General features: G+C 40.6%; 24 protein-coding genes, 1 tRNA gene and 1 pseudogene. 24 read left to right on the top strand and 2 right to left on the bottom strand.

The features are described 5' to 3' along the window. Nucleotides 1–122: 122 nt before the first annotated feature. The 4 genes from HMPREF3112_RS01995 to folP all read left to right on the top strand — a co-directional run bounded on the left by HMPREF3112_RS01995 (nucleotide 123) and on the right by folP (nucleotide 4,814). The gene (locus tag HMPREF3112_RS01995; RefSeq protein ID WP_070437749.1) at nucleotides 123–1,385 is read left to right on the top strand and encodes a bifunctional folylpolyglutamate synthase/dihydrofolate synthase; all 1,263 of its coding nucleotides are present in this window, start codon (nucleotides 123–125) and stop codon (nucleotides 1,383–1,385) included. Between the two features lie 66 nt (nucleotides 1,386–1,451). Next, on the top strand, nucleotides 1,452–3,296 hold the full coding sequence (locus HMPREF3112_RS01990) for an APC family permease (RefSeq protein ID WP_070437745.1): 1,845 nt from the start codon (nucleotides 1,452–1,454) through the stop codon (nucleotides 3,294–3,296). 145 nt (nucleotides 3,297–3,441) lie between these two features. Beyond that, nucleotides 3,442–4,005, top strand: coding sequence for a GTP cyclohydrolase I FolE (gene folE / locus HMPREF3112_RS01985; protein WP_002884345.1), 564 nt, complete (start codon nucleotides 3,442–3,444; stop codon nucleotides 4,003–4,005). A gap of 8 nt (nucleotides 4,006–4,013) precedes the next feature. Beyond that, nucleotides 4,014–4,814 carry a dihydropteroate synthase gene (gene folP, locus HMPREF3112_RS01980; protein ID WP_070437742.1) on the top strand — a complete coding sequence of 267 codons (801 nt, stop codon included), beginning with the start codon at nucleotides 4,014–4,016 and terminating at the stop codon, nucleotides 4,812–4,814. 31 nt (nucleotides 4,815–4,845) lie between these two features. Here the strand turns inward: folP and HMPREF3112_RS01975 are convergent, their stop codons facing one another. Next, nucleotides 4,846–6,297 (bottom strand): alpha-amylase, encoded by a 1,452-nt coding sequence (locus HMPREF3112_RS01975; RefSeq protein WP_038676594.1) that lies wholly within the window; start codon nucleotides 6,295–6,297, stop codon nucleotides 4,846–4,848. 219 nt (nucleotides 6,298–6,516) lie between these two features. Between HMPREF3112_RS01975 and folB the strand changes: the two genes are divergently transcribed. The 8 genes from folB (at nucleotide 6,517) to HMPREF3112_RS01935 (ending at nucleotide 13,477) form a co-directional block, all read left to right on the top strand. After that, nucleotides 6,517–6,876, top strand: coding sequence for a dihydroneopterin aldolase (gene folB, locus HMPREF3112_RS01970; protein ID WP_002884716.1), 360 nt, complete (start codon nucleotides 6,517–6,519; stop codon nucleotides 6,874–6,876). After that, nucleotides 6,873–7,364: a 2-amino-4-hydroxy-6-hydroxymethyldihydropteridine diphosphokinase gene (folK, locus tag HMPREF3112_RS01965; protein WP_002884240.1), complete on the top strand. Its 492-nt coding sequence runs from the start codon at nucleotides 6,873–6,875 to the stop codon at nucleotides 7,362–7,364. Before folB ends, folK begins: the two co-directional genes overlap by 4 nt. A 189-nt stretch (nucleotides 7,365–7,553) precedes the next feature. Further along, nucleotides 7,554–8,456: a UDP-N-acetylmuramate dehydrogenase gene (murB, locus tag HMPREF3112_RS01960; RefSeq protein WP_037602862.1), complete on the top strand. Its 903-nt coding sequence runs from the start codon at nucleotides 7,554–7,556 to the stop codon at nucleotides 8,454–8,456. Between the two features lie 46 nt (nucleotides 8,457–8,502). After that, nucleotides 8,503–9,657: an ABC transporter ATP-binding protein gene (locus tag HMPREF3112_RS01955; RefSeq protein WP_002884517.1), complete on the top strand. Its 1,155-nt coding sequence runs from the start codon at nucleotides 8,503–8,505 to the stop codon at nucleotides 9,655–9,657. Beyond that, nucleotides 9,641–10,435 (top strand): ABC transporter permease, encoded by a 795-nt coding sequence (locus tag HMPREF3112_RS01950; protein WP_002884253.1) that lies wholly within the window; start codon nucleotides 9,641–9,643, stop codon nucleotides 10,433–10,435. The genes HMPREF3112_RS01955 and HMPREF3112_RS01950 overlap by 17 nt, the downstream gene beginning before the upstream one ends. After that, complete coding sequence (locus HMPREF3112_RS01945; RefSeq protein ID WP_002884421.1) at nucleotides 10,432–11,208, top strand: ABC transporter permease; 777 nt, start codon at nucleotides 10,432–10,434, stop codon at nucleotides 11,206–11,208. Before HMPREF3112_RS01950 ends, HMPREF3112_RS01945 begins: the two co-directional genes overlap by 4 nt. After that, a complete protein-coding gene (locus HMPREF3112_RS01940; protein WP_037602867.1) occupies nucleotides 11,201–12,268 on the top strand; it encodes an ABC transporter substrate-binding protein in 1,068 nt (355 codons plus the stop codon). The genes HMPREF3112_RS01945 and HMPREF3112_RS01940 overlap by 8 nt, the downstream gene beginning before the upstream one ends. Before the next feature lie 309 nt (nucleotides 12,269–12,577). Beyond that, the gene (locus HMPREF3112_RS01935; RefSeq protein WP_004183097.1) at nucleotides 12,578–13,477 is read left to right on the top strand and encodes an SPFH domain-containing protein; all 900 of its coding nucleotides are present in this window, start codon (nucleotides 12,578–12,580) and stop codon (nucleotides 13,475–13,477) included. Nucleotides 13,478–13,520: 43 nt separating this feature from the next. On the opposite strand, the gene HMPREF3112_RS01930 is transcribed toward HMPREF3112_RS01935, so the two are convergent. Beyond that, nucleotides 13,521–13,916, bottom strand: a complete 396-nt coding sequence (locus HMPREF3112_RS01930; RefSeq protein ID WP_002884456.1) for a lactoylglutathione lyase — start codon at nucleotides 13,914–13,916, stop codon at nucleotides 13,521–13,523. Between the two features lie 116 nt (nucleotides 13,917–14,032). Here HMPREF3112_RS01930 and HMPREF3112_RS01925 point away from each other — a divergent pair, with 116 nt between their 5' ends. The 12 genes and pseudogenes from HMPREF3112_RS01925 to ezrA all read left to right on the top strand — a co-directional run bounded on the left by HMPREF3112_RS01925 (nucleotide 14,033) and on the right by ezrA (nucleotide 24,643). Continuing rightward, the gene (locus tag HMPREF3112_RS01925) at nucleotides 14,033–14,926 is read left to right on the top strand and encodes an ROK family protein (protein WP_022496813.1); all 894 of its coding nucleotides are present in this window, start codon (nucleotides 14,033–14,035) and stop codon (nucleotides 14,924–14,926) included. A gap of 154 nt (nucleotides 14,927–15,080) precedes the next feature. Next, complete coding sequence (serC, locus tag HMPREF3112_RS01920; RefSeq protein ID WP_002884688.1) at nucleotides 15,081–16,175, top strand: 3-phosphoserine/phosphohydroxythreonine transaminase; 1,095 nt, start codon at nucleotides 15,081–15,083, stop codon at nucleotides 16,173–16,175. A gap of 12 nt (nucleotides 16,176–16,187) precedes the next feature. Then, nucleotides 16,188–16,745: a GNAT family N-acetyltransferase gene (locus tag HMPREF3112_RS01915; RefSeq protein ID WP_037602870.1), complete on the top strand. Its 558-nt coding sequence runs from the start codon at nucleotides 16,188–16,190 to the stop codon at nucleotides 16,743–16,745. Nucleotides 16,746–16,763: 18 nt separating this feature from the next. Further along, a complete protein-coding gene (locus tag HMPREF3112_RS01910; protein WP_037602873.1) occupies nucleotides 16,764–17,945 on the top strand; it encodes a 3-phosphoglycerate dehydrogenase family protein in 1,182 nt (393 codons plus the stop codon). Nucleotides 17,946–17,998: 53 nt separating this feature from the next. Continuing rightward, a pseudogene (locus HMPREF3112_RS11230) lies at nucleotides 17,999–18,484 on the top strand (methylated-DNA--[protein]-cysteine S-methyltransferase); the annotation flags it as partial. 42 nt (nucleotides 18,485–18,526) lie between these two features. Beyond that, a complete protein-coding gene (locus HMPREF3112_RS11225; RefSeq protein ID WP_037602940.1) occupies nucleotides 18,527–18,880 on the top strand; it encodes an arsenate reductase family protein in 354 nt (117 codons plus the stop codon). A gap of 57 nt (nucleotides 18,881–18,937) precedes the next feature. Further along, nucleotides 18,938–19,008 (top strand) — tRNA-Thr (locus tag HMPREF3112_RS01895). 152 nt (nucleotides 19,009–19,160) lie between these two features. Next, nucleotides 19,161–19,535 carry a CidA/LrgA family protein gene (locus HMPREF3112_RS01890; RefSeq protein ID WP_002884266.1) on the top strand — a complete coding sequence of 125 codons (375 nt, stop codon included), beginning with the start codon at nucleotides 19,161–19,163 and terminating at the stop codon, nucleotides 19,533–19,535. After that, the gene (locus HMPREF3112_RS01885; protein WP_002884772.1) at nucleotides 19,528–20,223 is read left to right on the top strand and encodes an LrgB family protein; all 696 of its coding nucleotides are present in this window, start codon (nucleotides 19,528–19,530) and stop codon (nucleotides 20,221–20,223) included. Before HMPREF3112_RS01890 ends, HMPREF3112_RS01885 begins: the two co-directional genes overlap by 8 nt. 85 nt (nucleotides 20,224–20,308) lie before the next feature. After that, nucleotides 20,309–20,869 (top strand): HAD-IA family hydrolase, encoded by a 561-nt coding sequence (locus tag HMPREF3112_RS01880; RefSeq protein WP_070438007.1) that lies wholly within the window; start codon nucleotides 20,309–20,311, stop codon nucleotides 20,867–20,869. Then, complete coding sequence (gyrB, locus tag HMPREF3112_RS01875) at nucleotides 20,870–22,822, top strand: DNA topoisomerase (ATP-hydrolyzing) subunit B (protein ID WP_037601635.1); 1,953 nt, start codon at nucleotides 20,870–20,872, stop codon at nucleotides 22,820–22,822. Between the two features lie 96 nt (nucleotides 22,823–22,918). Next, on the top strand, nucleotides 22,919–24,643 hold the full coding sequence (gene ezrA, locus HMPREF3112_RS01870) for a septation ring formation regulator EzrA (protein ID WP_038676580.1): 1,725 nt from the start codon (nucleotides 22,919–22,921) through the stop codon (nucleotides 24,641–24,643). Nucleotides 24,644–24,680: the final 37 nt, after the last annotated feature.

The following is a 24,680-nucleotide window of genomic DNA, read 5'->3' as shown; positions in this document are numbered from 1 at the left end:
TAGACTAGAAGTCTTTGGTATAATAAGAACGTCAACTCATTAAGCTCAAGGAAAAACTAGGAATCTAGTTTAAAGGTCAGTTTAATGACTAAGTTGAAGCATTAGCCAAAAAAGGAGTAATTATGACTTATCAGGAAGCATTGGATTGGATTCATGGACAATTAAAATTTGGCATCAAGCCTGGCTTGGAGCGTATGGCTTGGATGCTTAAAGAGTTGGGAAATCCACAAGATAATCTCAAGGCTGTGCATATCGTGGGAACAAACGGCAAAGGGTCTACAGTCAATGCCCTCCAAACCATTTTCACCCAAGCGGGTTATGAGGTTGGAACCTTTACTTCACCCTATATTATTGACTTCAAGGAACGAATTTCTCTTAACGGTCAGATGATTTCAGAAGAGGACTTACTTGACCTGGTTAATCGAGTGAAGCCTGTGGTTGAACGGCTGCCAAAAGAGACAGAGCATGAAAATGCGACAGAGTTTGAAATTATCACAGTTTTGATGTTCCTCTATTTTGGTCAGGTCCATCCTGTTGATATCGCATTCATTGAAGCTGGAATGGGTGGTCTTCATGATTCGACTAATCTCTTTAAGCCCTTGGCAGTCCTGTGTCCATCGATTGGTTTGGATCATCAGGCTATTTTGGGAAATACCCATGCTGAAATTGCTGCTGAGAAGGCTGGTGTTTTGAAGAATGAGGCTCCCTTTATTTATGCGACTGACCGTACTGATGTTCGAGATGTTTTCGAGAAGAAGGCGCGAGAAGAAGGTTCTAAGACCTATGAGCTGGGGAGAGATTTCACAGCTGAAGGGTCAAGCCTTTCCTTTGATTTTACCTATGGAGAGCAAAGGTTAGATGATATAGCCTTGGCTATGGCCGGTCAACACCAAGTAGCAAATGCTAGCTTGGCTATCATGGCTTCTTTATTGCTTCAAAAAGATTATCCTAAAGTAACGCCTGAACTCATAAAGGATGCACTGGCTCATGCCAATTGGCGAGGTCGAACAGAATTTTTAAGACCTAATCTCATGATTGATGGTGCTCATAATAATGAGAGTGTTAAAGTTTTGATTGACTTGTTGCAATCAGAATATGCAGATAAGGAGATTGAACTTCTCTTTGCGGCGATTGACACCAAGCCTATTGATGGCATGCTTGCCCAACTAAAATCGGTTGGTGACTTGACTGTAACGAGTTTTGACTATCCAAATAGTGTTAAATTAGATAAATACCCAGAGGCTTATAATCAGGTACCAGACTTCAAAACATGGATTAAAGGACATGTGACGACTGACAATAAGAAACTTTATGTGATTACGGGATCTCTATACTTTATTTCTCAGGTCAGAAAATGGGTTTTAGAGCAGGCAAGTGATGTTTAAGACTTGAAAGATGACATTTAGGGGCGTATAATAACCCTCGTATGTTTTAAAAGCAAGGAGATCGCAATGTTTCAACGTCTGAAAAACATTTTAATCGGTGAACCTTTAACTCATGATGATAGTGGTGATGAACACTTATTGTCCAAGATTCAGGCCTTGGCCATGTTGTCGAGTGATGCGCTCTCATCTATCGCCTATGGTCCAGAGCAAGTCGTCTTGGTTCTGACAGCTGTATCTAGTGCGGCTATTTGGTGGTCAATCCCTATTGGGCTTTTGGTTCTCGTCCTTTTGGCCAGCCTTACCATCTCTTATAGACAGGTTATCAAGGCCTATCCTCAAGGTGGTGGTGCCTATATGGTAACGACGGAAAATCTGTCTCCTAAGTTTGGCTTGATAGCTGGTGGTAGTCTTTTGGTCGATTACATGTTGACGGTTGCTGTTTCAGTGGCCTCAGGTGCAGATGCCATTACTTCAGCCCTTCCCTTCCTGCATCCTTTCAATCTTGAAATATCAATGATTTTGGTGCTTGTTTTGATGGTTATGAACCTTAGGGGAATGCGTGAATCGGCAAAATCTTTGATGATACCAGTTTATCTCTTCATTGTTTCGACGCTCTTCCTATTGGGATTTGGTTTCTTTCAAATTTTAACGGGTCATATGCCTTACGCAGCCACAGCACATTTAGGACAACCAATTACAGGTGTATCATTGATTCTTATTTTAAGGGCCTTTACTTCAGGTTCTGCCTCATTGACAGGGGTAGAAGCTATCTCTAATGCGGTGCCTTTCTTTAAGAAACCTAAGGCCAAAAATGCAGCTTCAACCCTCTTTATTATGTCTAGCATTTTGGGGGCTATGTTTGCGGGAATCACCTTCCTCAACTGGTGGACAGGTATTACACCTCATGCAGGAGTAACCATCTTGTCACAAATGGCTAGAGAAATTCTCGGTCAGTCATGGATTGGTAGTATTCTATTTTACGTTTTCCAATTCTCTACTGCCATGATTCTTGCAGTAGCGGCTAACACAGGTTTTTCAGCCTTTCCGATGTTGTCCTTTAATATGGCGAAAAATAAATACATGCCTCACATGTACCTTGAAAAAGGGGCACGTATGGGATACTCTAATGGGATCTTGACACTTGCAATTGGTGCCATTACCCTTTTGTTTATTTTCCGAGGAAATACGGAACGGTTGATTCCACTTTATACCATCGGTGTATTCATTCCATTTGCTCTTTCTCAAACGGGGATGGTTATCCATTGGATTCGTGAATATGGTAAGGGATTCTGGAAACACTCTTTAGCTAATATCTTGGGTGCCCTCATTTGTTATGCTATTGTTCTCATTCTCTTCCTTTTCCGTTTAGGAGATATCTGGCCATTCTTCCCAATTATTGCAATCTTGATGTGGATGTTCCTTAAGATTAAAAAACACTATAATGGTGTTGCTCAACAGTTGCGTATTGATGGGGCGGTAGAAGAACACCATTATCAAGGAAATATTGTTCTTATCCTCGTTGGGAATGTTACCAAGGCTAATATCGGAGCTATTTCCTATGCACGTTCTATTGGTGACAAGGTTATCGCCATGCATGTATCTACTAAGGATACGGAGAACAAGGACAAGGAAACTGAACAAGAGTTTAAAAAATATTTCCCTGAAATTGAGATTGTTCATATCCAATCACCGTACAGCTCAATCACTCAGTCGACCATTCAGTATGTGGATGAGGTCGCCACTCAAGCTGAGAAGGATAATGCGACTTTGACAGTCATGATTCCTCAGTTTGTACCTAAAAAATCATGGCAAACCATGCTTCACAACCAAATGAGTTTACGATTGAAATATTATCTCAAATGGCGTGAGAATATTGTGGTTTCATCCTATTCTTACCACTTGAAAGACTAAAAAATATAAGCGAAGACAACCTCTATATGAAAGGTGGTCTTCGCTTTTTTTGAGGTTTAGGTAGCTAGGAAATCTTATTTTTTGCAAGAAAAATCCAGCAAAATAAGGTATAATAGATAGTATTATAACGTTGCAGGAGGAAATTATGGCAAATCAAGAAAAAGTAGAACAAGCAGTCTATCAACTATTGGAAGCTCTCGGTGAAAATCCTGAGCGTGAGGGACTTTTGGACACACCAAAACGTGTGGCTAAGATGTATGCTGAAATGTTTTCAGGTCTAAATGAAGATCCTAAGGATCAATTTACAGCTGTCTTTTCAGAAGTCCATGACGAAGTTGTCCTTGTCAAGGATATTCCTTTTTACTCTATGTGTGAGCACCATTTGGTTCCATTTTATGGTAAGGCCCATGTGGCTTATTTGCCAAGTGGAGACAAGGTGACAGGACTTTCCAAATTAGCGCGTGCGGTTGAAGTAGCTGCTCGTCGTCCACAGTTGCAAGAACGTCTTACAGATCAAGTTGCTACAGCACTTGAAGAAGCTCTGAATCCTCGAGGAGTTTTTGTCATGGTTGAAGCAGAGCACATGTGCATGACCATGCGAGGCATTAAGAAACCAGGAAGTAAGACAATCACAACTGTCGCTAAGGGCCTTTATAAAGAAGACCGTGAAGAACGCAAGGAAATTCTTTCATTGATGCGTGATTTTTAGGAGTTAAGATGTTTATTGGCAAACATGAGATTGCAGGTAAGGCCTGTATTATGGGAATCTTGAATGTCACCCCTGATTCTTTCTCAGATGGTGGCGATTTTGACACTGTAGAGGATGCGTTGGCTCAGGTTGAGCGTATGATTGCCCAGGGAGCTGCCATTATCGATGTAGGTGGCGAATCTACAGGACCAGGAGCAGAATTTGTGACCGAGGAAGAAGAGATTGCTCGTATCGTGCCAGTTATTCAGGCTATCAAGGCAAAATATGATGTGCTCATCAGTATTGATACCTATAAGACAGCTACTGCCAGAGCTGCTCTTGAAGCAGGGGCAGATATTCTAAATGACGTCTGGGCTGGACTCTATGATGGTCAGATGCTAGCTTTAGCAGCTGAAAAGAATGTGCCGATTATTCTCATGCATAATCAAAAAGAAGAAGTATACAATGATGTCACAGAAGATGTCTGTACATTCCTCAGTCAACGAGCCCAGGCCGCCTTGGAAGCAGGTGTGGCCAAGGACAATATCTGGATTGATCCAGGCTTTGGCTTTGCGAAAAATGTCCAACACAATATTGACCTGCTAAAAGGTTTGGACAAGGTCGTTGCCTTGGGCTATCCTGTTCTTTTTGGGATTTCTCGTAAGCGTGTTGTGAACTACCTACTAGGTGGAAATACCCAAGCTAAGGACCGTGATCAGGGAACGGCTGCTCTATCTGGCTATGCTGTTAGCAAGGGCTGTCAGATTGTCCGTGTGCATAATGTTGATGCCAATCGTGATATTGTTAAGACCATTTCAGGGATTTTATGATACTAAAAAAAGCTCGATTGAGCTTTTTTTCTTAGTCTTGAATTGTCCAAACGCTGACAGATTTTTCAGAAACTGGGAAGTCTCCCCATCCGTCTTCGTCAATGGTTACAGTATCAGAGCAGTTTCCAAGAATGTCATAGAAGGTTTGTCCAGCCCAATCACTACCAATTTCCATAGACTTGCTGTTAGCAGCATCATTAGAGATTGTTACAGCTAATGGAGCGCCATCTTCGTTGCCAGAGCGTGTCCATCCAATACAGTTTGGATCATCAAAGTAGTCTGTTTGCTCTCCGTAAGCAAGGTCTTTACGAGCGTAGAGCAAAGTATCTAGGATTTCTTGGAAATTTTCTTGGGCAAATTCACCTTCGATGCCATAGTAGTCACCATAAAATAGGCAAGGAAGACCGTCTTCACGGAGAAGAATGAGAGCATAAGCAGCTGGTTTAAACCATTCTTCAACAGTAGATTCTAGAGCTTGTCCGCGTTGAGTGTCGTGGTTGTCTACGAAGGTCACGGCATGTTCAGGATGATTTTTGACCAAAGAATGATCGAAAATTGTTGTTAAATCATAATCAGCTCCAGCTGTGCTAGCGTTGTGTAGATTGTTGTGAAGGGAAACATCAACGAGGTCAAAACGTTTTTCAATCTTTTCAAGATAGGTATTGTTATCCTCTTCGTTACCATTCCAAAATTCACCAAAGACATAGAAGTCTTGACCTTGTTTTTCTTTGACATCACGGATAAAGTTACGCATGAAGAATGAATCGATGTGCTTGATTGCATCCATGCGGAATCCTTGAACACCTGTTGTTTCAACGAACCAATCCGCCCATTCGTAAATGTTTTCAATAACTTCAGGGTGTTTATAGTCTAGGTTAGCATACATAAGATAGTCAAAGTTACCATTCTCATTGTCAACCAAGTCGTTGTCTGCCCAACCTTTGTTGTCACCTTGGATAAGATAGATACCACTTTTATTACGTTTAGCATCGAAGTCAGTTCCGTTAAAGTGGTACCAGTGCCATTCAAAATCGTTGTAGGCTTTATTGCGTCCGTCAAAGGTGAAGTGTGTCCAGCCTTCGATCTCAAATGGTTCGCTGATTTCTTGGGTACGATCCTCTGGGTCAACTTCGACCACTTCGAAGGTCTCGAGTTTATCGGCTGCTGCCTTGTGGTTAAGCACAACGTCGGCCATAGGTACAATACCAACTTCTTTGAGTTGGTTGATAGCATTGAGATACTCTTCTTTAAGGCCGTATTTGGTGCGGACAGTTTCTTTTTGGTCGAATTCTCCAAGGTCAAAGAGGTCATAGACTCCGTAACCAACATCATCTTTGTTGGTAGCCTTAAAAGCAGGTGGCATCCAAACGTGGCTGATGCCCAGGTCTGCTAAATGTTGGGCATCTTCAGCCAAATTGTTCCAGTGTTGTCCGTCACTTGGGAGATACCACTCAAAGTATTGCATTGCGGTTTGATTTGTCATAGTTTTTTCCTTATTAGTTGAGATAGTCTTGCTTGTAATCAGGAGTCTTTTTAACTCCTGTGCCTATATTTTACCAAATCAGAAGAATTACGCAACCGATTGCATAAGCGTAAACACAATAACTTCAGATCTGTCTAAAATATCATACTAATAAGAGTCCAACTTTTCAACTGTTTTGTGCTAGAATAAAGAGGAGTCTAGTCGTCTGAAGGAGAAATTATGGATAAAATTATTTTAAATGGTTGCCGTTTTTATGGCTATCACGGGGCTTTTGCTGAGGAACAGACCCTAGGGCAAATTTTTGTGGTAGATTTGGAATTGGCTGTCGATTTGACCAAGGCATCACAAAGTGACAATCTAGAAGATACGGTTCACTATGGTTTGGTTTTTGAAGCCGTGCAAAAACAAGTGGAAGATAAAAAGTATATTTTGATTGAGCGTTTGGCTGGTGTGATTTGTGAGGATTTATTTGCACAATTTCCACCAATTCAATCTATTAAAGTTCGAATTACCAAGGAAAATCCACCAATTAATGGGCATTATAAGAGTGTTGGTATCGAATTGGAGCGTAGCCGATGACAAGAGTTTATTTGAGTTTGGGATCTAATATGGGAGACCGTCAAGGCTATCTTCAAAAAGCTGTGAAGGCCTTGAATGACTTACCTGAGACGGAGGTTAAAGCGGTATCCTCTTATTATGAAACGGCTGCTTGGGGACTGACAGATCAGGCTGATTTTTTGAATCTTGCCTTGGCTTTAGAGACGAAGTTGCCAGCAGAGACCTTACTAAGGTCATGTCAGCAAATTGAAAAAGACCTTGATCGCGTTCGTCATGAACATTGGGGGCCTCGGACGGTAGATATAGATATTCTTCTATATGGGCAGGAAATCTGGGAGACTGAGCACCTTAAAGTGCCTCACCCATATATGAGTCAGAGAGCTTTTGTTCTGGTGCCCTTAGTAGAAATAGCAGATGATTTGGTTGATCCTAAAACTGGCCAAGCCTACAAAAATTATTTGAGTCAATTAAACACTAGTGATGTCCGTAAATTGGAGCTTATGGACTAGCTTTGCGTGAAATTCCTTGTCGTCAAGATGGGGAATTTTTGCTATAATTAAACTTGGCTTTTTGCTGTATTTTTCTTTTAATTTTTAGGGAAAAATACTAACTCATTTATAGGTAGTGATAGTAATATGGGGAAGTCTATCACGATACCTATAAAGGAATCAATGTATAGAAAAAGTATGGAAAATAACATGTTAGATAAACTTAAAGAAGATTTAGTGGGGATTGATATTCGTTTCGACGAACCCTTAAAACGTTATACATATACCAAGGTTGGTGGTCCAGCTGATTATTTGGCCTTTCCACGTAACCGCTATGAACTCTCTCGTATTGTCAAATTTGCTAATAAGCATGACATTCCTTGGATGGTGCTTGGTAATGCCAGTAACTTGATTGTTCGTGACGGTGGTATCAGAGGTTTTGTGATTATGTTTGACAGGCTCAATGGTATCGCAGTTAATGGTTATCAAATTGAAGCTGAAGCGGGAGCTAACTTGATTGCGACAACCAAGGTAGCCCGTTTCCAAAGTTTGACAGGTTTTGAATTTGCAGCGGGGATTCCAGGTAGTGTTGGTGGTGCCGTCTTTATGAATGCTGGTGCCTATGGTGGCGAGATTGCCCATATCTTGGTTTCTGCTCAGGTTCTTACAAAAGACGGTGATATTCGTACGATTGACGCAAGAGATATGCGCTTTGGTTATCGTCGTTCAGTGCTCCAAGAAACAGGAGAAGTGGTTATTTCAGCTAAATTTAACCTCAAACCAGGAGACTACGAGCAAATCAAGAATGAGATGAACCGTCTTAATCACTTGCGAGAGCTTAAACAACCTCTTGAATACCCTTCATGTGGTTCGGTCTTTAAACGCCCACCAGGTCACTTTGCAGGTCAGCTGATTATGGAAGCTAACCTCAAGGGACATCGTATCGGCGGCGTTGAGGTGTCAACTAAGCATGCTGGTTTCATGGTCAATGTTGATCACGGGACAGCTAAAGATTACGAAGACCTTATTGCAGATGTTATCGCCAAAGTTAAGGAAAATTCAGGTGTTACACTAGAGCCTGAAGTACGTATCATTGGCGACAAATTAAACTAATAAAACCCTATCCCTATATTTGCTATCCATGGAGGATTTATGACAATTGACTAATCCGATTATTGCCTTTCGAAACGTCTCAAAAGTGTTTGAAGACAGTGGCACACAAGTTTTAAAAGACATCAACTTTGAACTAGAAGAAGGTAAGTTCTATACCCTACTTGGGGCTTCTGGTTCTGGTAAATCAACAATTTTGAACATCATTGCAGGTCTCTTAGATGCGACCAGTGGTGACGTCCTTTTGGATGGAAAGCGTATCAATGATATTCCTATCAATAAAAGGGATGTCCACACCGTTTTCCAATCTTATGCCCTCTTTCCACATATGAATGTCTTTGACAATGTGGCTTTTGCCCTTAAATTGAAAAAGGTGCCTAAAAAGGAAATCGAAGAGCGTGTAGAAGAAGCCTTAAAGATGGTTCAACTCAATGGTTATCAAAAACGCTCAATTCAAAAATTATCAGGTGGTCAACGTCAACGTGTGGCCATTGCCCGTGCGATTATTAACCAACCACGTGTGGTCCTTTTGGATGAGCCCTTGTCAGCACTAGATTTGAAGCTACGTACTGAAATGCAATACGAGTTGCGCGAATTGCAGCAACGTCTAGGGATTACCTTTGTCTTTGTTACCCACGACCAAGAAGAAGCCTTGGCCATGTCGGATTGGATTTTTGTTATGAACGATGGTGAAATTGTTCAATCAGGAACTCCGGTTGATATCTATGACGAACCTATTAATCACTTTGTTGCAACCTTTATTGGAGAATCTAACATCCTCCCAGGTGTTATGATTGAGGACTATTTGGTTGAGTTCAATGGGAAACGTTTTGAATCTGTCGATGGAGGAATGCGTCCTAACGAACCTGTCGAAGTGGTTATTCGTCCTGAAGATTTGCAGATTACACTTCCTGAGGAAGGTAAATTGCAAGTTCGCGTGGAAACTCAGCTCTTCCGTGGGGTCCACTATGAAATCATTGCCTATGACAATCTTGGCAATGAATGGATGATTCATTCAACCCGTAAGGCGATTGAGGGTGAGATTATCGGTCTTGATTTTACGCCTGAGGATATTCATATCATGCGTCTTAATGAGACAGAAGAAGAGTTCGATGCACGTATTGAAGAATATGTGGAAGTGGAAGAACATGAAGATGGCTTGATTAATGCCATTGAGGAGGAGCGCTATGAAGAAAACAGCTAGCCTCTTCTCGGTACCTTACCTCCTTTGGCTCCTACTCTTCGTGGTTGCTCCAGTGCTCATGCTACTCTATCAGTCTTTCTTTGATATCAGTGGCAACTTTACATTGGATAATTATGGCACCTTCTTTTCCAGTTGGACTTACTTAAGGATGAGTTTTAACTCGGTTCTTTATGCAGCCATCATTACTCTAGTAACTCTCCTTATCTCTTATCCGACGGCATATCTCTTAACCAGACTGAAGCATAAGCAACTTTGGTTAATGTTGGTCATTTTGCCAACCTGGGTCAATCTCCTTCTGAAAGCCTATGCTTTTATGGGGATTTTTGGCCAACAAGGTGGTATCAATGCCTTTCTTGGTTTCTTTGGGATTGCACCCATGCAAATCCTCTTTACGGACTTCTCCTTTATTTTCGTAGCTAGCTACATTGAAATTCCTTTTATGATTCTACCGATTTTCAATGCACTGGATGATTTGGATGAAAATATTGTGAATGCAAGTAAAGATTTGGGAGCCAATGATTGGCAGACCTTTACCAAGGTTATTTTTCCCTTATCGCTTAATGGGGTACGCTCTGGTGTCCAGTCGGTCTTCATTCCTAGTCTCAGCCTCTTTATGCTGACACGCTTGATTGGTGGTAACCGAGTTATCACCCTAGGGACAGCTATCGAACAGCACTTCCTCACGACACAAAACTGGGGAATGGGGGCAACCATTGGTGTTGTTCTTATTGTTGCTATGATTGCGACAATGTGGTTAACAAAGGAGAGACGTCAATGAAAAAATTTGCAAATCTCTATTTAGCTCTTGTCTTTGTTATCCTTTACCTGCCAATCTTTTATTTAATCGCCTATTCTTTCAATAGTGGTGGCGATATGAATAGTTTCACAGGTTTTACTCTGGATAACTATCAGAGCATGTTTTCAGATAGCCGACTTATGTTAATCCTGGCTCAAACCTTCTTTTTAGCTTTCCTTAGCGCTCTTCTGGCAACGATTATTGGTACCTTTGGGTCTATCTTTATCTACGAGAGTAAACAAAAGCAACAGACTGGGATTTTATCTCTAAATAACGTGCTCATGGTTGCACCGGACGTCATGATTGGTGCTAGTTTCTTGATTCTCTTCACCTTGATTGGTTTCCAACTAGGCTTTGTATCTGTCTTATTGAGTCACATTGCCTTTTCAATCCCAATCGTGGTTCTCATGGTGTTGCCACGCCTTAAGGAAATGAATCGAGATATGGTGAATGCCGCTTATGACCTAGGTGCAACTCAATGGCAGATGTTACGAGAGGTTATGTTGCCATACTTGACACCTGGTATTATTGCTGGTTATTTCATGGCCTTTACCTATTCATTGGATGACTTTGCCGTAACCTTCTTTGTAACGGGGAATGGTTTTTCAACACTTGCTGTGGAAATTTACTCACGTGCACGTAAGGGGATTTCTCTGGAAATTAATGCCTTGTCAACTGTTGTTTTCCTATTCTCTATTCTTTTAGTTATAGGTTATTATGCGATTACCAAGGAGAAGGAGGAGCAGGATGCGTAGACTCTATCAATTTCTGGCAGGTATTTTAGCCATTATCTTCTTCCTTTGGGGCATCTCTGCCTACATGCAGAGTCGTACAGGAAATGTGTCGGACAAATTAGTTATCTATAACTGGGGTGATTATATTGACCCAGACCTCCTGACCAAGTTTACAAAAGAAACGGGCATCAAGGTTCAGTACGAAACCTTTGATTCCAATGAAGCCATGTATACCAAGATTAAGCAGGGCGGAACAACCTACGATATCGCTGTGCCGTCAGACTATACTATTGATAAAATGGTTAAGGAAGACCTTTTGGTGAAGTTGGATAAATCTAAAATCAAAGGTTTTGACCAGATTGGCTCAAGCTTTAAAGGACTTAGTTTTGACCCTCACAATGACTATTCCATCCCTTATTTCTGGGGAACTGTCGGCATTGTTTATAATACAAAATTGGTGAAAAAAGCACCACAGCACTGGGATGATCTTTGGTCACCAGATTACAAAAATCAGATTATGCTTGTGGATGGCGCGCGTGAAGTCCTTGGTTTCTCACTGAATAGCCTGGGATATAGCTTGAATACGAAGAACATGACTGAATTACGTTTGGCTGAAACTAAACTTAATAGTCTAACACCAAATATCAAGGCTATTGTTGGTGACGAGATGAAGGGCTACATGGTTCAAGGTGATGCGGCCATTGGAGTAACCTTCTCAGGGGAAGCTAGTGAGATGCTTGATAAAAATGAGGACCTACGTTATGTTGTCCCATCTGAAGGCTCAAATCTTTGGTTTGATAATCTGGTGATTCCTAAGACTGTAAAGCATGAAAAAGAGGCCTATGCCTTTATCAATTTCATGCTTAAACCAGAAAATGCAGCCAAAAATGCTGAATATATCGGTTATGCCACACCTAACCAAGCAGCTAAAGCCTTGCTTCCAAAGAGTATCACTGATGATAAAGCCTTTTATCCCTCAGAATCAACCATTAAAAACCTTGAAGTCTATAACAACTTGGGACAAAAATGGCTAGGAATCTATAACGATATTTACCTTCAAGTCAAGATGTATCGTAAATAAGTCTTTTGAGATTTGAGTTTTAGATGCCATCTAGAATGATTCTTCCAACGATTTTATTTTCGAAAATACTAAGAGGCTGAAACGCAATCGTTTCAGCCTTTTTCTTACATCGAAAAGTCTCGCCTATTGCGGACAAATTTCTCGACTAACAGGAGTTTCCAAGTTTTCAGGAGTGCTAACACATAAGCGATAAAGAAAGTGTCTCTTTTACACTATTTCAAATGAGCCATACTATTTTTCTTGAAAAATTGTATTGCTGTGCTATAATAAAGCAAAGAAATTTTTAATGTTTATTTTGGAGGACTTAACATGCAAGCAGCACTTCTCTTTTTACTGTTTTCCTTCCTGATTATTTTGGGAATTCTCATTAGTATGCTTTACGTTGTACGTCAACAGTCAGTGGCTATCGTTGAACGTTTTGGACGTTATCAAAAAATTGCAACGAGTGGGATTCATATGCGTTTACCATTTGGTATCGATAAAATTGCCGCTCGTATTCAATTACGTTTGCTTCAAAGTGAGATTGTGGTTGAGACTAAGACAAAGGATAATGTCTTTGTCATGATGAATGTGGCTACTCAATATCGTGTTAATGAGCAAAATGTTACAGATGCTTACTATAAACTCATGCGTCCAGAAGCTCAAATTAAATCATACATTGAGGATGCTCTCCGTTCATCAGTTCCTAAATTGACGCTCGATGAACTCTTTGAGAAGAAAGATGAAATTGCCCTTGAGGTTCAACACCAAGTGGCTGAAGAAATGACAACTTATGGGTATATCATTGTTAAGACTTTGATTACCAAAGTTGAACCAGATGCTGAAGTTAAACAGTCTATGAACGAAATCAATGCTGCCCAACGTAAGCGTGTCGCAGCTCAAGAATTGGCAGAAGCTGATAAGATCAAGATTGTTACAGCAGCTGAAGCCGAAGCTGAAAAAGATCGTCTTCACGGGGTCGGTATTGCCCAACAACGTAAGGCAATCGTTGATGGATTGGCTGAATCTATCGCAGAACTTAAAGAGGCCAATGTGGGTATGTCTGAAGAGCAGATTATGTCTATTCTCTTGACTAACCAATATCTAGATACCCTTAATACTTTTGCGGCTAAAGGCAATCAAACCTTATTCCTACCAAATAATCCAAACGGTGTGGATGATATTCGTACCCAAATTTTGTCAGCCTTAAAGACAGATAATAAAAATTAAGCACAAAAAGAAGCCAGATCTATACAATCTGACTTTTTTTGTTTTATTTTTCTAGGAATTGCGTCAAACGAATAACTTCAATCTTATAGCCATCTGGATCAGTGATAAAGTAGTACATTTTTGGTTTACCAGGAAGACCTGAGAGGTCTGTGACAGTATAGCCAGCCTCTTTGTGAGCTTGGTGTGTAGCTTCTAGGTCATCAACACCAACGGCGATATGCCCGTATCCATCTCCGAGATCATAAGCTTCATGGTCGTAGTTGTAGGTTAATTCCAACTCGTAATCAGGATCATCTTCGAGTTGCAAGTAGACAAGGGTGAACTTATATTCTGGAAAATCATTGCGACGAGCTTCTTTGAAACCAAGAGCTTCTTTATAGAATTTAAGTGAGGCTTCTAGGTCCTTGACACGGACACAAGTGTGTAGAAATTTAGTCATGTGAGATAACTCCTTTTATCTAATTCTGTAAGTTTATGATAGCATTTTGGAACCGTTTTTTCTAGTTTTTGCTCTTTTGTGTTATAATGACGAAAAACAATCTGTGGAGGATGCTTATGACGATTTTAGCGATTGATTTTGGGGGAACACAGGTGAAGTCAGCACTTGTTTCGGAGCAGTTCGCCATTGAAAAGAGTCTGCCGACGCAGTCATCCCCACAAAACTTAGAACAAGCTATTGACGTGATTGATCAGATAGTTACTTCAGTTGAAGTAGACTTATCAGGTATAGCAATTAGTGTTCCAGGGACGGTTGATACTGAGGAAGGTGTGATTTATCATGGTGGCTTATTGAGGTTCTTCCACGGCTTTCGTATTAAAGAGGTCCTCGAAGCCAAGTACCATCTGCCTGTGATGGCTCTTAATGATGGTAAAGCAGCGGCCTTGGCAGAGCTAGCTACAGGTCATTTGCAAGGAGTGGCCAATGGTGCAGCTCTTGTTTTGGGTTCAGGTCTAGGTGGTGGATTTATTATTAATGGTAAACTTTTTCAAGGAAGTCATTTTCAAGCGGGTGAGTTGACCTTTCTGTTACCAGTTCAAATGGAAAAAGTTGATCCTTCATTGATGCGAGGCATGACTTTGTCGGCTGTCGGTTTAATTACCAAGGTAAATGAAGTGCTAGGTAACTCAGATTTAAAGGATGGTTTAGCCGCATTTAAGGCCATAAATGAAGGAGATAAAACAGTCTATCCGCTTTTTGAAAGCTATTGCCGTAACCTAGCCATTACCATTTTGAATCTTCAAACTATCTTTGATATGGAAACCTTTGTTATTGGAGGTGGCATTTCAGCCCAGCCGATTCTTATCGAGGAGGTCAACCGCCAGTTTGATAAGGTTCACCATGAGATTGACTTTATCGGTAAAATTATTAAACGTCCCGAGATTGTTGCTTGTCATCATCATAATGGAGCTAATCTAATTGGGGCAGCCTATTTTCTTAAGCAAAAATAAACGGATACTAAAATCAATTACTGATGAAAATATACATAAAATACCTAACTTTTTTGAGGCGAGCGGTTAATCCCGTTCGTTTTTTACTGTTAACACTTTACAATATTCAGAAAATTCGCTATAATAGGACCATTAAAATTTTGGAGGTGTCTTTATGACAATTTATAATTTCTCAGCAGGACCTGCTACATTACCAAAACCAGTGCTTGAAAAAGCCCAAGCTGAATTGCTTAACTATCAAGATTCCGGTATGTCCGTGCTAGAAATGTCCCACCGTTCTCCAGAATTTGACAAAATCGTTAAAGATGCGGAAGCGACACTTCGTGAGCTTATGGCCATTCCTGATAACTATAAGGTTATTTTCTTGCAAGGTGGCGCTTCGACACAATTTACAATGGTCCCACTTAACCTCGCTCAAGGTAAGAAAGCTTACTACCTTGTAGGTGGTTCATGGGGTAAAAAAGCTTATACAGAAGCTGTTAAACTTTCAAAAACTATTCCTTTTGAACCAATTCTTTTGGCCTCTTCAGAAGAAACTGTTTACGATCACATCCCAAGCTTTGACCCAGCAACAATTGATCCAGAAGCTGCTTATGTTCACTTGACAACGAACAATACCATTGAAGGAACATCTATCTACGATTTGCCTGATACTAATGGTGTGCCAATTGTAGCTGATATGTCTTCAAATATTTTGGCTGCTCGTTACAATGTTGAGGACTTTGCCCTTATCTATGCTGGTGCTCAGAAAAATATTGGACCTGCTGGGGTGACAGTGGTTATCGTTCGTGAAGACTTCCTTAACGACCAACCACAATTGTCTGCCATGTTGGATTACCGTATTCAAGCTGAAGCAGGATCACTTTACAATACACCACCATGTTTCAACATCTATATTTCAAAACTCGTCTTTGACTGGGTTAAAAATGAAATTGGTGGCGTGGACAAGATGGCTGAAATTCAACGTGAGAAATCAGGTCTTCTCTACGATTATATTGAATCATCTGATTTCTACACAAATCCTGTCAAAGATGCCAAGAATCGTTCTGTCTGCAATATCCCATTTGTAACACCAAGTAAAGAGTTGGATGCTAAATTTGTAGCAGAAGCAGATGCTCTTGGTTTCAAGAATATCAAAGGACACCGTTCAGTAGGTGGTATGCGTGCTAGTGTTTATAATGCATTCCCACGTCAGGGTGTACTTGACTTGATTGACTTTATGAAGAAATTTGAAGCCGAAAATAAATGATTAGGTAAAGAGATGGAAATTAGACAAGCCTTCCCAAATGAAATTGGGGCTATCATGACTGTGATTGAGAGTGCTAGAACTGCTTTAGCAGAAGCGGGGAGTACCCAATGGCAAGGAGCTGATGGTTACCCTACTGAAGAAACTATCTTTGACGATGTCCTTAATGGGCAGGCCTATGTAGGAATTGTTGATGGTCAAATCGTTTCTTATGCTGCGGTGATTGTTGATGGAGACCCTGCTTACGACAAAATCTATGACGGGGACTGGAAACACCACAATAAGCGCTACATTACTTTTCATAGAATCGCCGTTTTAAGTGAATTTTCGGGCCAGGGTATTGCTCAAACCTTCATTCAAGGTCTTATTGAGGGGACTGATGCTCATGATTTCCGTTGCGATACGCATGAAAAGAATACTGTCATGCAGCATATTTTGGAGAAGCTTGGCTATGTCTATTGTGGCAAGGTTCCTATTGATGGTGAACGTCTTGCTTATCAGAAAATCAAAACTAAGCGAGAGAAGGCCTTTTATCAAGAACTTGATGAAGCAGCTCACCACGGGATACATTGATTTAAGAGGAATAAAATTATGGTATTTAGTGTAAAAACGTATAACAATATTAACCAGATTGGTTTGAAGGAACTTGGAAATCATTTCCAAATTGATGGTGATTTAGCGAAAAATCCGGATGCCTATATCATTCGTAGTCAAAATCTCCATGACACTGTTTTTCCTGACAACTTGAAAGCTATTGCGCGTGCTGGTGCAGGTACTAACAATATCCCAGTTGACGAAGCAACTGAAAAAGGAATTGTTGTCTTCAATACTCCAGGTGCCAATGCTAACGCTGTTAAAGAAGCTGTTTTGGCCTCTATCTTACTCTCAGCACGTGACTATATTGCGGCCAATGCTTGGGTTAACACACTTAGTGGTGATGATGTTCCTAAACAAATTGAAGCAGGTAAGAAACAGTTTGCAGGTAGCGAGATTACTGGTAAGACATTGGGTGTTATCGGGCTTGGTGCGATTGGTGCACGTATTGCCAATTATGCTTACCGTTTGGGAATGAAGGTCTATGGTTACGACCCATATGTTTCTATTGAAGCTGCCTGGAATATCTCTCACCATGTAAAACGTGTTTCTGATCTTAAAGAGATTTTTGAAAACTGTGACTACATCACTGTTCACGTCCCATTGACACCTGATACGAAGGGGACTTTCAATGCGGATGCCTTCAATCTCATGCAAAAAGGCACAACTATCATTAACTTTGCCCGTGCAGAGTTGGTAGATAATGATGCTCTCTTTGATGCTTTGGAAACAGGTGTGGTTAAACGTTATATCACTGACTTTGGTACAGAAGACCTACTTAACAAACCTAATGTAACAGTCTTCCCACACGTTGGTGGTTCAACAGGTGAAGCAGAACTTAACTGTGCGATTATGGCAGGTCAAACTATCCGTCGCTTTATGGAAACAGGTGAAATTGTTAACTCTGTTAACTTCCCACGTGTGCAACAGGCCTTGAGTGCTCCATACCGTATCACCTTGATTAATAAAAACGTGCCTAATATTGTGGCTCGTATCTCTACTGCGGTTTCTGATTTTAATATCAATATTGATAATATCATCAACCGTTCTAAGGGTGATTACGCCTACACGCTTCTTGACCTTGATGAAACCGATAAGGAAAAGATTGATGAATTGGTTGCTAAGTTTGAGGCTAGCGACAATATCGTACGTGTGCGTTTGATTAAAGGCAAAAAATAAGAGTTAAACTGGCAGGAACAAGAGATTCCTGTCTTTTTTGTTATAATAAAGACATGCTTTATCGTCAGTATTATTTATCTCCTATTGGACGCTTGTGCTTGGTGGCAAGTGACCAAGCGCTTTATGGTGTTTGGTTGGAAGGGCAAAAACATTTTCAGGCAGGGATCAAGGAAGAGGAGCTAGTAGACACCTCAAATTCTATCTTGAAAATAACCAAGAATTGGTTAGAGGCTTATTTTAAGGGGGATAATCCAAGTCCAGATATCCTCCCTCTAGCTGATAGGGGGACAGATTTTCAACAAAAAGTCTGGTCAGTTTTAGGGGAGATACCTTATGGACGGACTATTAGCTATGGACAGATTAGCCAGCAAATCTCCTGCAAATCCGCACAGGCTGTGGGAACCGCTGTTGGTAAAAATCCTTGGTTGATTCTGGTCCCTTGTCATCGTGTCTTACCTAGCAGTGGACAGATAGGTAATTATGCAGCAGGAGAAGAAGCCAAGTGTTTTCTATTGCGTTTAGAAGACATCAGGTTTGACAGTCCCAGAGAGATAGCTTATGCTAGAAAAAAGGAGAAAAACATGTACACTTTTTATGAATATCCCAAATGTAGCACTTGCCGTAAGGCGAAAGCAGAACTTAACCAGTTAGGTTTAGATGTTGAATCTATTAATATTAAGGAAAATCCACCTTCGGCTCAATTTTTAAAAGAGCTTTTGGTAGGGTCAGATTTAGAACTTAAGAAATTCTTCAATACGAGTGGTCAATCCTACCGCTCTCTAGGTCTAAAGGATAAGTTGCCAACCCTATCTCTTGATGAAGCTGTTGAATTCTTGGCTTCAGATGGTATGTTGATTAAACGTCCTATCTTGATTAAAGATGGTAAGGTTTTACAGGTTGGTTACCGTACCCCTTACCAAGACTTAAATTTATAAAAAATAAGCAAAAAATCTTGCCACAGTAAATAGAAGTATGGTAAGATTAAAACAGTTGCCGCTATAGTTAAATGGTATAATAGAGCAATGGTAATGCTCCGTTCCGAGTTCAATTCTCGGTGGTGGCATCTGTGATAAAGTCCAGCCTTAGGGTTGGATTTTTTTATGTTCAAAGAGGCTGATTTATACCTCTCAATTTTTCAAAAGAATTTACTGAAAACTCTTGAAATTCAAAAAAAAAGGAGTAGACTAATAGGTGATTAAACCTAGGAGGCAAGTCGTGAAATACTACGTTCAATTCATGTTGATTTGTTTGTTTGCCGTTATTGGTGAAGCTATTTCAACATTCTTCAAATTACCTATTCCTGGAAGCATTATTGGTTTATTCTTGCTTCTTATTGCTCTTCAGCTTAAGTGGATTCGTCTACGTCATATTCATGCAGTAGCAGAGTTTTTGATTGCCAATATGACTATTCTATTTTTGCCAGCAGGTGTCGGTATTATGGAACGATGGAATGCTATTTCAGCGAATATTGTCCCTATTATTTTGATTATTATGGGAGCCTTGGTTCTTAATATTGTAGTAATTGCAGTAGTTGTCGGTTTCATCAAAAAACATTTTGAAGGTGATTACGAGGAGGTTAAACGTGGCTAATTTTTTTAATACACCCTTGTTTGGGCTAACACTTTCTGTACTAGCTTACACAATAGGGCTTTTGATTTATCGCCGTTTTCCTAATCCTTTGACAACGCCTCTTCTTGTATCGACTGCCTTGATTATCGTCATTTTGCACTATACAGGTATTTCCTACAAGGATTACTATGTAGGTGGCTCTTATCTTAACAGTTTGATTATACCTTCAACAGTCGCGCTAGCAGTTCCTTTTTATAAAAATCTACACCTCATGCGCCATCACTATAAGAGTATTCTAATTGGATCAACTGTTGCCTGTGTTTTAAATACGAGTTATACGGCCTTGATTGCTAAGCTTTTTGGGATGGATTATTTCCTAGCCATCTCTCTCTTTCCTAAGTCTGTAACGACTGCCATGGCTGTAGGAATTTCGGAAAAAATGCAGGGGATTACGACAGTAACCTTGGTTGTCGTTGTTATTACGGGTATCTTAACCTCTGTCTTGGGTCCTGTCTTTTTAAAAATGATTGGCATTAAGGATCCAGTTGCTATCGGACTTTCACTCGGAGGGACCGGACACGCTGTAGGTACTGGAACTGCCTTCAGATATGGTCAGGTTGCAGGTGCTATGGGCGGACTTTCAATCGCTGTAACAGGGATTCTATATGTCTTTATTAGTCCTATTGTGGCAAGTTTGATTCTGAAATAAAAAATTAAGGTTTGGATAGGTTTTCCAAGCCTTTTTAGCTGTGAAAAACAAGCAAAATCTGACCTTTTATGTTATAATTAAGGTTATGAATTATGGAGATTATATCTGGGATTTGGGTGGTACCTTGTTGGATAATTACCAGGTATCAACCCAAGCCTTTCTAGCAACTTTAGAACAATTTGAGCGTACAGCAGAACCTCAAGCAGTCTATGATGCCCTTAAGGTATCAACGAGCACTGCCATTGCTATGTTTGCGCCTGATATAGCTGATTTTCGAACCCTATATAAGCAAGAGGAAGCCAAGCATTTACAGGAACCTGTTTTTTTTGAAGGTGCTAAGACTGTCCTAGCTAAGATTGTGGCTGAGGGTGGGCGTAATTTTTTGGTTAGCCACCGTAATCACTTGGTGCTAGAAATCCTTGATAAGGCAGAGATTGCCTCTTATTTTACAGAGGTTGTAACTTCTGAAAATGGCTTTGCTAGAAAGCCGAGTCCAGATAGTTTCCTTTATTTAATTAACAAATACGATATTAAACACGGCTTGGTCATTGGTGACCGCCAGATAGATATAGAGGCTGGTCGAGCAGCAGGTCTGGATACCTTGCTTGTTGATGGCCATAAATCATTATTGGAGATTGTGACATAAATGACTGATGAATTAAAAAATCTTGAAGAAAAAGCGCAAGAATATGATGCCAGCCAGATTCAAGTCCTAGAGGGGCTTGAAGCGGTACGTATGCGCCCAGGTATGTATATTGGATCAACCTCAAAAGAAGGGTTGCATCATTTGGTATGGGAGATTGTCGATAACTCAATTGATGAGGCCTTGGCTGGTTTCGCCACTCATATTCAGGTCTTTATTGAGCCGGACAATTCTATCACGGTTGTCGATGATGGTCGTGGTATTCCAGTCGATATCCAAGAGAAAACTGGCCGTCCTGCAGTTGAAACTGTCTTTACGGTACTTCACGCTGGTGGTAAATTCGGCGGAGGCGGTTATAAGGTCTCTGGTGGATTGCACGGGGTTGGTTCTTCGGTCGTTAATGCCCTCTCAACACAACTTGATGTTAAGGTTTATAAAAATGGCCATATCCACTTCCAAGAGTATAAACGTGGGGTCGTGGTGGCAGATCTAGCAGTAATTGGTGAAACAGAGAAACATGGTACGACTGTTCACTTTACGCCAGACCCAGAGATTTTCCAAGAGACAACCGAGTTTGATTTTGGAAAATTGGCTAAACGTATCCAAGAGCTAGCCTTTTTGAACAAGGGGCTCCGTATCTCTATCACAGATAAGCGTGAGGGTCTCGAACAAGAGAAACATTATCACTACGAAGGTGGTATCACATCTTATGTGAAATACATCAATGAAAACAAGGATGTTATCTTTGATGAACCTATCTACACTGATGGTGAGATGGATGGTATTTCGGTTGAAGTTGCTATGCAATACACGACTGGCTATCATGAAACGGTGATGAGTTTTGCTAACAACATTCACACCCATGAAGGTGGTACCCACGAACAAGGTTTCCGTACAGCCTTAACGCGTGTCATTAATGACTATGCGCGTCAGAATAAGATTCTCAAAGAAAAAGATGATAATTTGACTGGGGATGATGTTCGTGAAGGGTTGACTGCTATCATCTCTGTCAAGCATCCAAATCCACAGTTTGAAGGTCAAACCAAGACCAAGCTTGGAAACTCTGAAGTGGTTAAGATTACCAATCGTCTCTTTAGTGAGGCTCTAAGTCGCTTCCTCTTGGAAAATCCTGCCATTGCTAAGAAGATTGTTGAAAAAGGGATTTTGGCTTCTAAGGCCCGTATCGCCGCTAAGCGTGCCCGCGAAGTGACACGTAAGAAGTCAGGGCTTGAAATTTCTAACCTTCCAGGGAAGTTGGCAGACTGTTCATCAAATAATGCCGAAATGAATGAACTTTTCATTGTCGAAGGGGACTCAGCCGGTGGTTCTGCTAAGTCAGGGCGTAACCGTGAATTCCAAGCCATTCTGCCAATTCGAGGTAAGATTCTGAACGTTGAAAAGGCTAGCATGGATAAGATTCTAGCCAATGAAGAAATTCGTTCTCTCTTCACAGCAATGGGAACAGGTTTTGGAGCTGAATTTGATGTCAGTAAGGCACGTTATCACAAGTTGGTCATCATGACCGATGCCGATGTCGATGGGGCTCACATCCGTACCTTGCTTCTGACTTTGATTTACCGCTTTATGCGTCCAGTCTTGGAAGCAGGCTATGTCTACATCGCTCAACCACCAATTTATGGGGTTAAGGTTGGTTCTGAGATTAAAGAATATATCCAACCTGGTGCAGATCAAGAAGACAAATTGCGTGCTGCTCTTGAAAAGTATAGTGTGGGACGTTCAAAACCTACGGTACAACGTTATAAAGGTTTGGGTGAAATGGATGACCACCAACTTTGGGAAACAACCATGGACCCTGAAAATCGTTTGATGGCGCGTGTTTCTGTGGATGATGCTGCAGAAGCAGATAAGATTTTCGATATGCTGATGGGAGACAAGGTTGAACCTCGCCGCGAATTTATCGAAGAAAATGCCGTTTACAGTACTCTAGATATCTAATATTCTTTTAGAAAAGGGTGCAATGCTAGGATAACTATGATATAATCGTAATGTTATTCTACATTTATGAACATAATAGACGATTAAGGAGAAACTATGTCTAGCGGAATTGTTTTACTGATTGTAGTGGTAGTTATGCTCGTAATTATCGCTTACTTAGTCGGTATTCTTATTAGAAAACGAAATGATTCGCGGATTGCCGAGCTTGAAGAACGCAAGCAAAGATTATTTGACTTGCCAGTCAATGAAGAAATTGAAGAAGTCAAAAAGCTTCACTTGATTGGACAAAGTCAGACAACCTTCCGTGAATGGAATCAGAAATGGATAGATATCTCGACAAATTCATTCGCAGATATTGAAAATCATATTTTCGAAGCTGAAAATATGAATGATACCTTCCATTTCTTCAAGGCTAGTGGTGAAATTAATAACATTGAGAGTCAGTTGGATCTTGTGGAAGAAGACATCAAGTCTATCCGCGAAGCACTCTCAACCTTGAAAGAACAAGAAGAAAAGAACAGTGCTCGCGTTAAGCATGCACTAGACTTGTACGAAGAGTTGCAAAACTCAATCGAGGAAAACTCTGATAATTTCGGTTCTACCATGACCGAAATCAATAAACAGCTTAAAAACATTGAAGCTGAGTTTGCAGAATTCGTGACGCTTAACTCATCAGGTGACCCTGTTGAGGCATCAAGCATCTTGGACCGTGCAGAAGAGCACACTATTGCATTGGGTCAAATTTCAGAGAAGATCCCTGCTATTGTAGCTAAGTTGGAAGATGATTTCCCAGATCAGTTGGATGATTTGGAGTCTGGCTACCGCAAGTTGATTGAGCAAAATTATCACTTCCCTGAAAAAAATATCGAACGTCGCTTCCAAGAAATTCGCGAAGCTATCCGTTCAAACTCAAGTGAGTTGGTTTCTCTTGATTTGGACCGTGCGGAAGAAGAAAACGCTGAGATTCAAGAAAAAATTGACAACTTATATAGCATTTTCGAACGTGAAATTGCATCATACAAGGTTGTTATGCGTCAAAAGAAAATTTTGCCAGATTATCTCAAGCATGCTAAAGAAAACAACAAGAAACTTCAAGAAGAGCTTGAGCGTCTCATGTTGACTTACATTTTCGATGAAACCTATGCAGCAGATGTACGTAGCTTTGCATCTGATATCTCAGGTGTGGAGACAGCTGTGCTTCCAACCCTTGAAAATTTTGAAACTCAGGTGAAACCTTTCTCAGAACTTGAAAAGGTTTTTGAAAAGAGTCTCAATACCTTGTCTGCTGTTGAAAATGGTCAGGTTGAGGTCTTTGAAAAACTTCAGGCTATTGAGAAAAACGAAGCTAAGGCACGTGAAGAGCTTGATGTTTATGTTAATAAATTACATGTTATCAAGCGTTACATGGAAAAACGTAACCTTCCAGGTATTCCTCAATCCTTCTTGAGTGTCTTCTTCTCAACAAGTGCACAAATTGAGGCCCTTATGGATGAACTCAGCCGTGGACGTATCAATATCGATGCGGTAATGCGTTTGACAGAAACATCTAAAAATGCCATTGATCATTTGGAAGAGACTGCCTACTTGGTTGTTCAAAATGCAACCTTGACTGAGCAACTCTTGCAATACTCAAACCGCTACCGTTCATTCGAACCTGCTGTTCAAAGCAGCTTTGAGCATGCACTTAAATTGTTTGAAGTTGATCATGATTATGATGCATCTTTGGAAGAAATCTCTTACGCCTTGGAAACAGTTGAACCAGGTGTGACAGATCGTTTTGTATCATCTTACGAGAAGACACGCGAACAAATTCGTATGTAAGAGAAAGATTCTGGACTAGGGTCCAGAATTTTTTGTA

Origin of the sequence: Streptococcus sp. HMSC10E12, assembly GCF_001807855.1 — a bacterium.
In the GTDB taxonomy this organism is placed as follows: Bacteria; Bacillota; Bacilli; order Lactobacillales; family Streptococcaceae; genus Streptococcus; species Streptococcus salivarius.
This window is presented reverse-complemented; position numbering and strand designations above follow the sequence as displayed.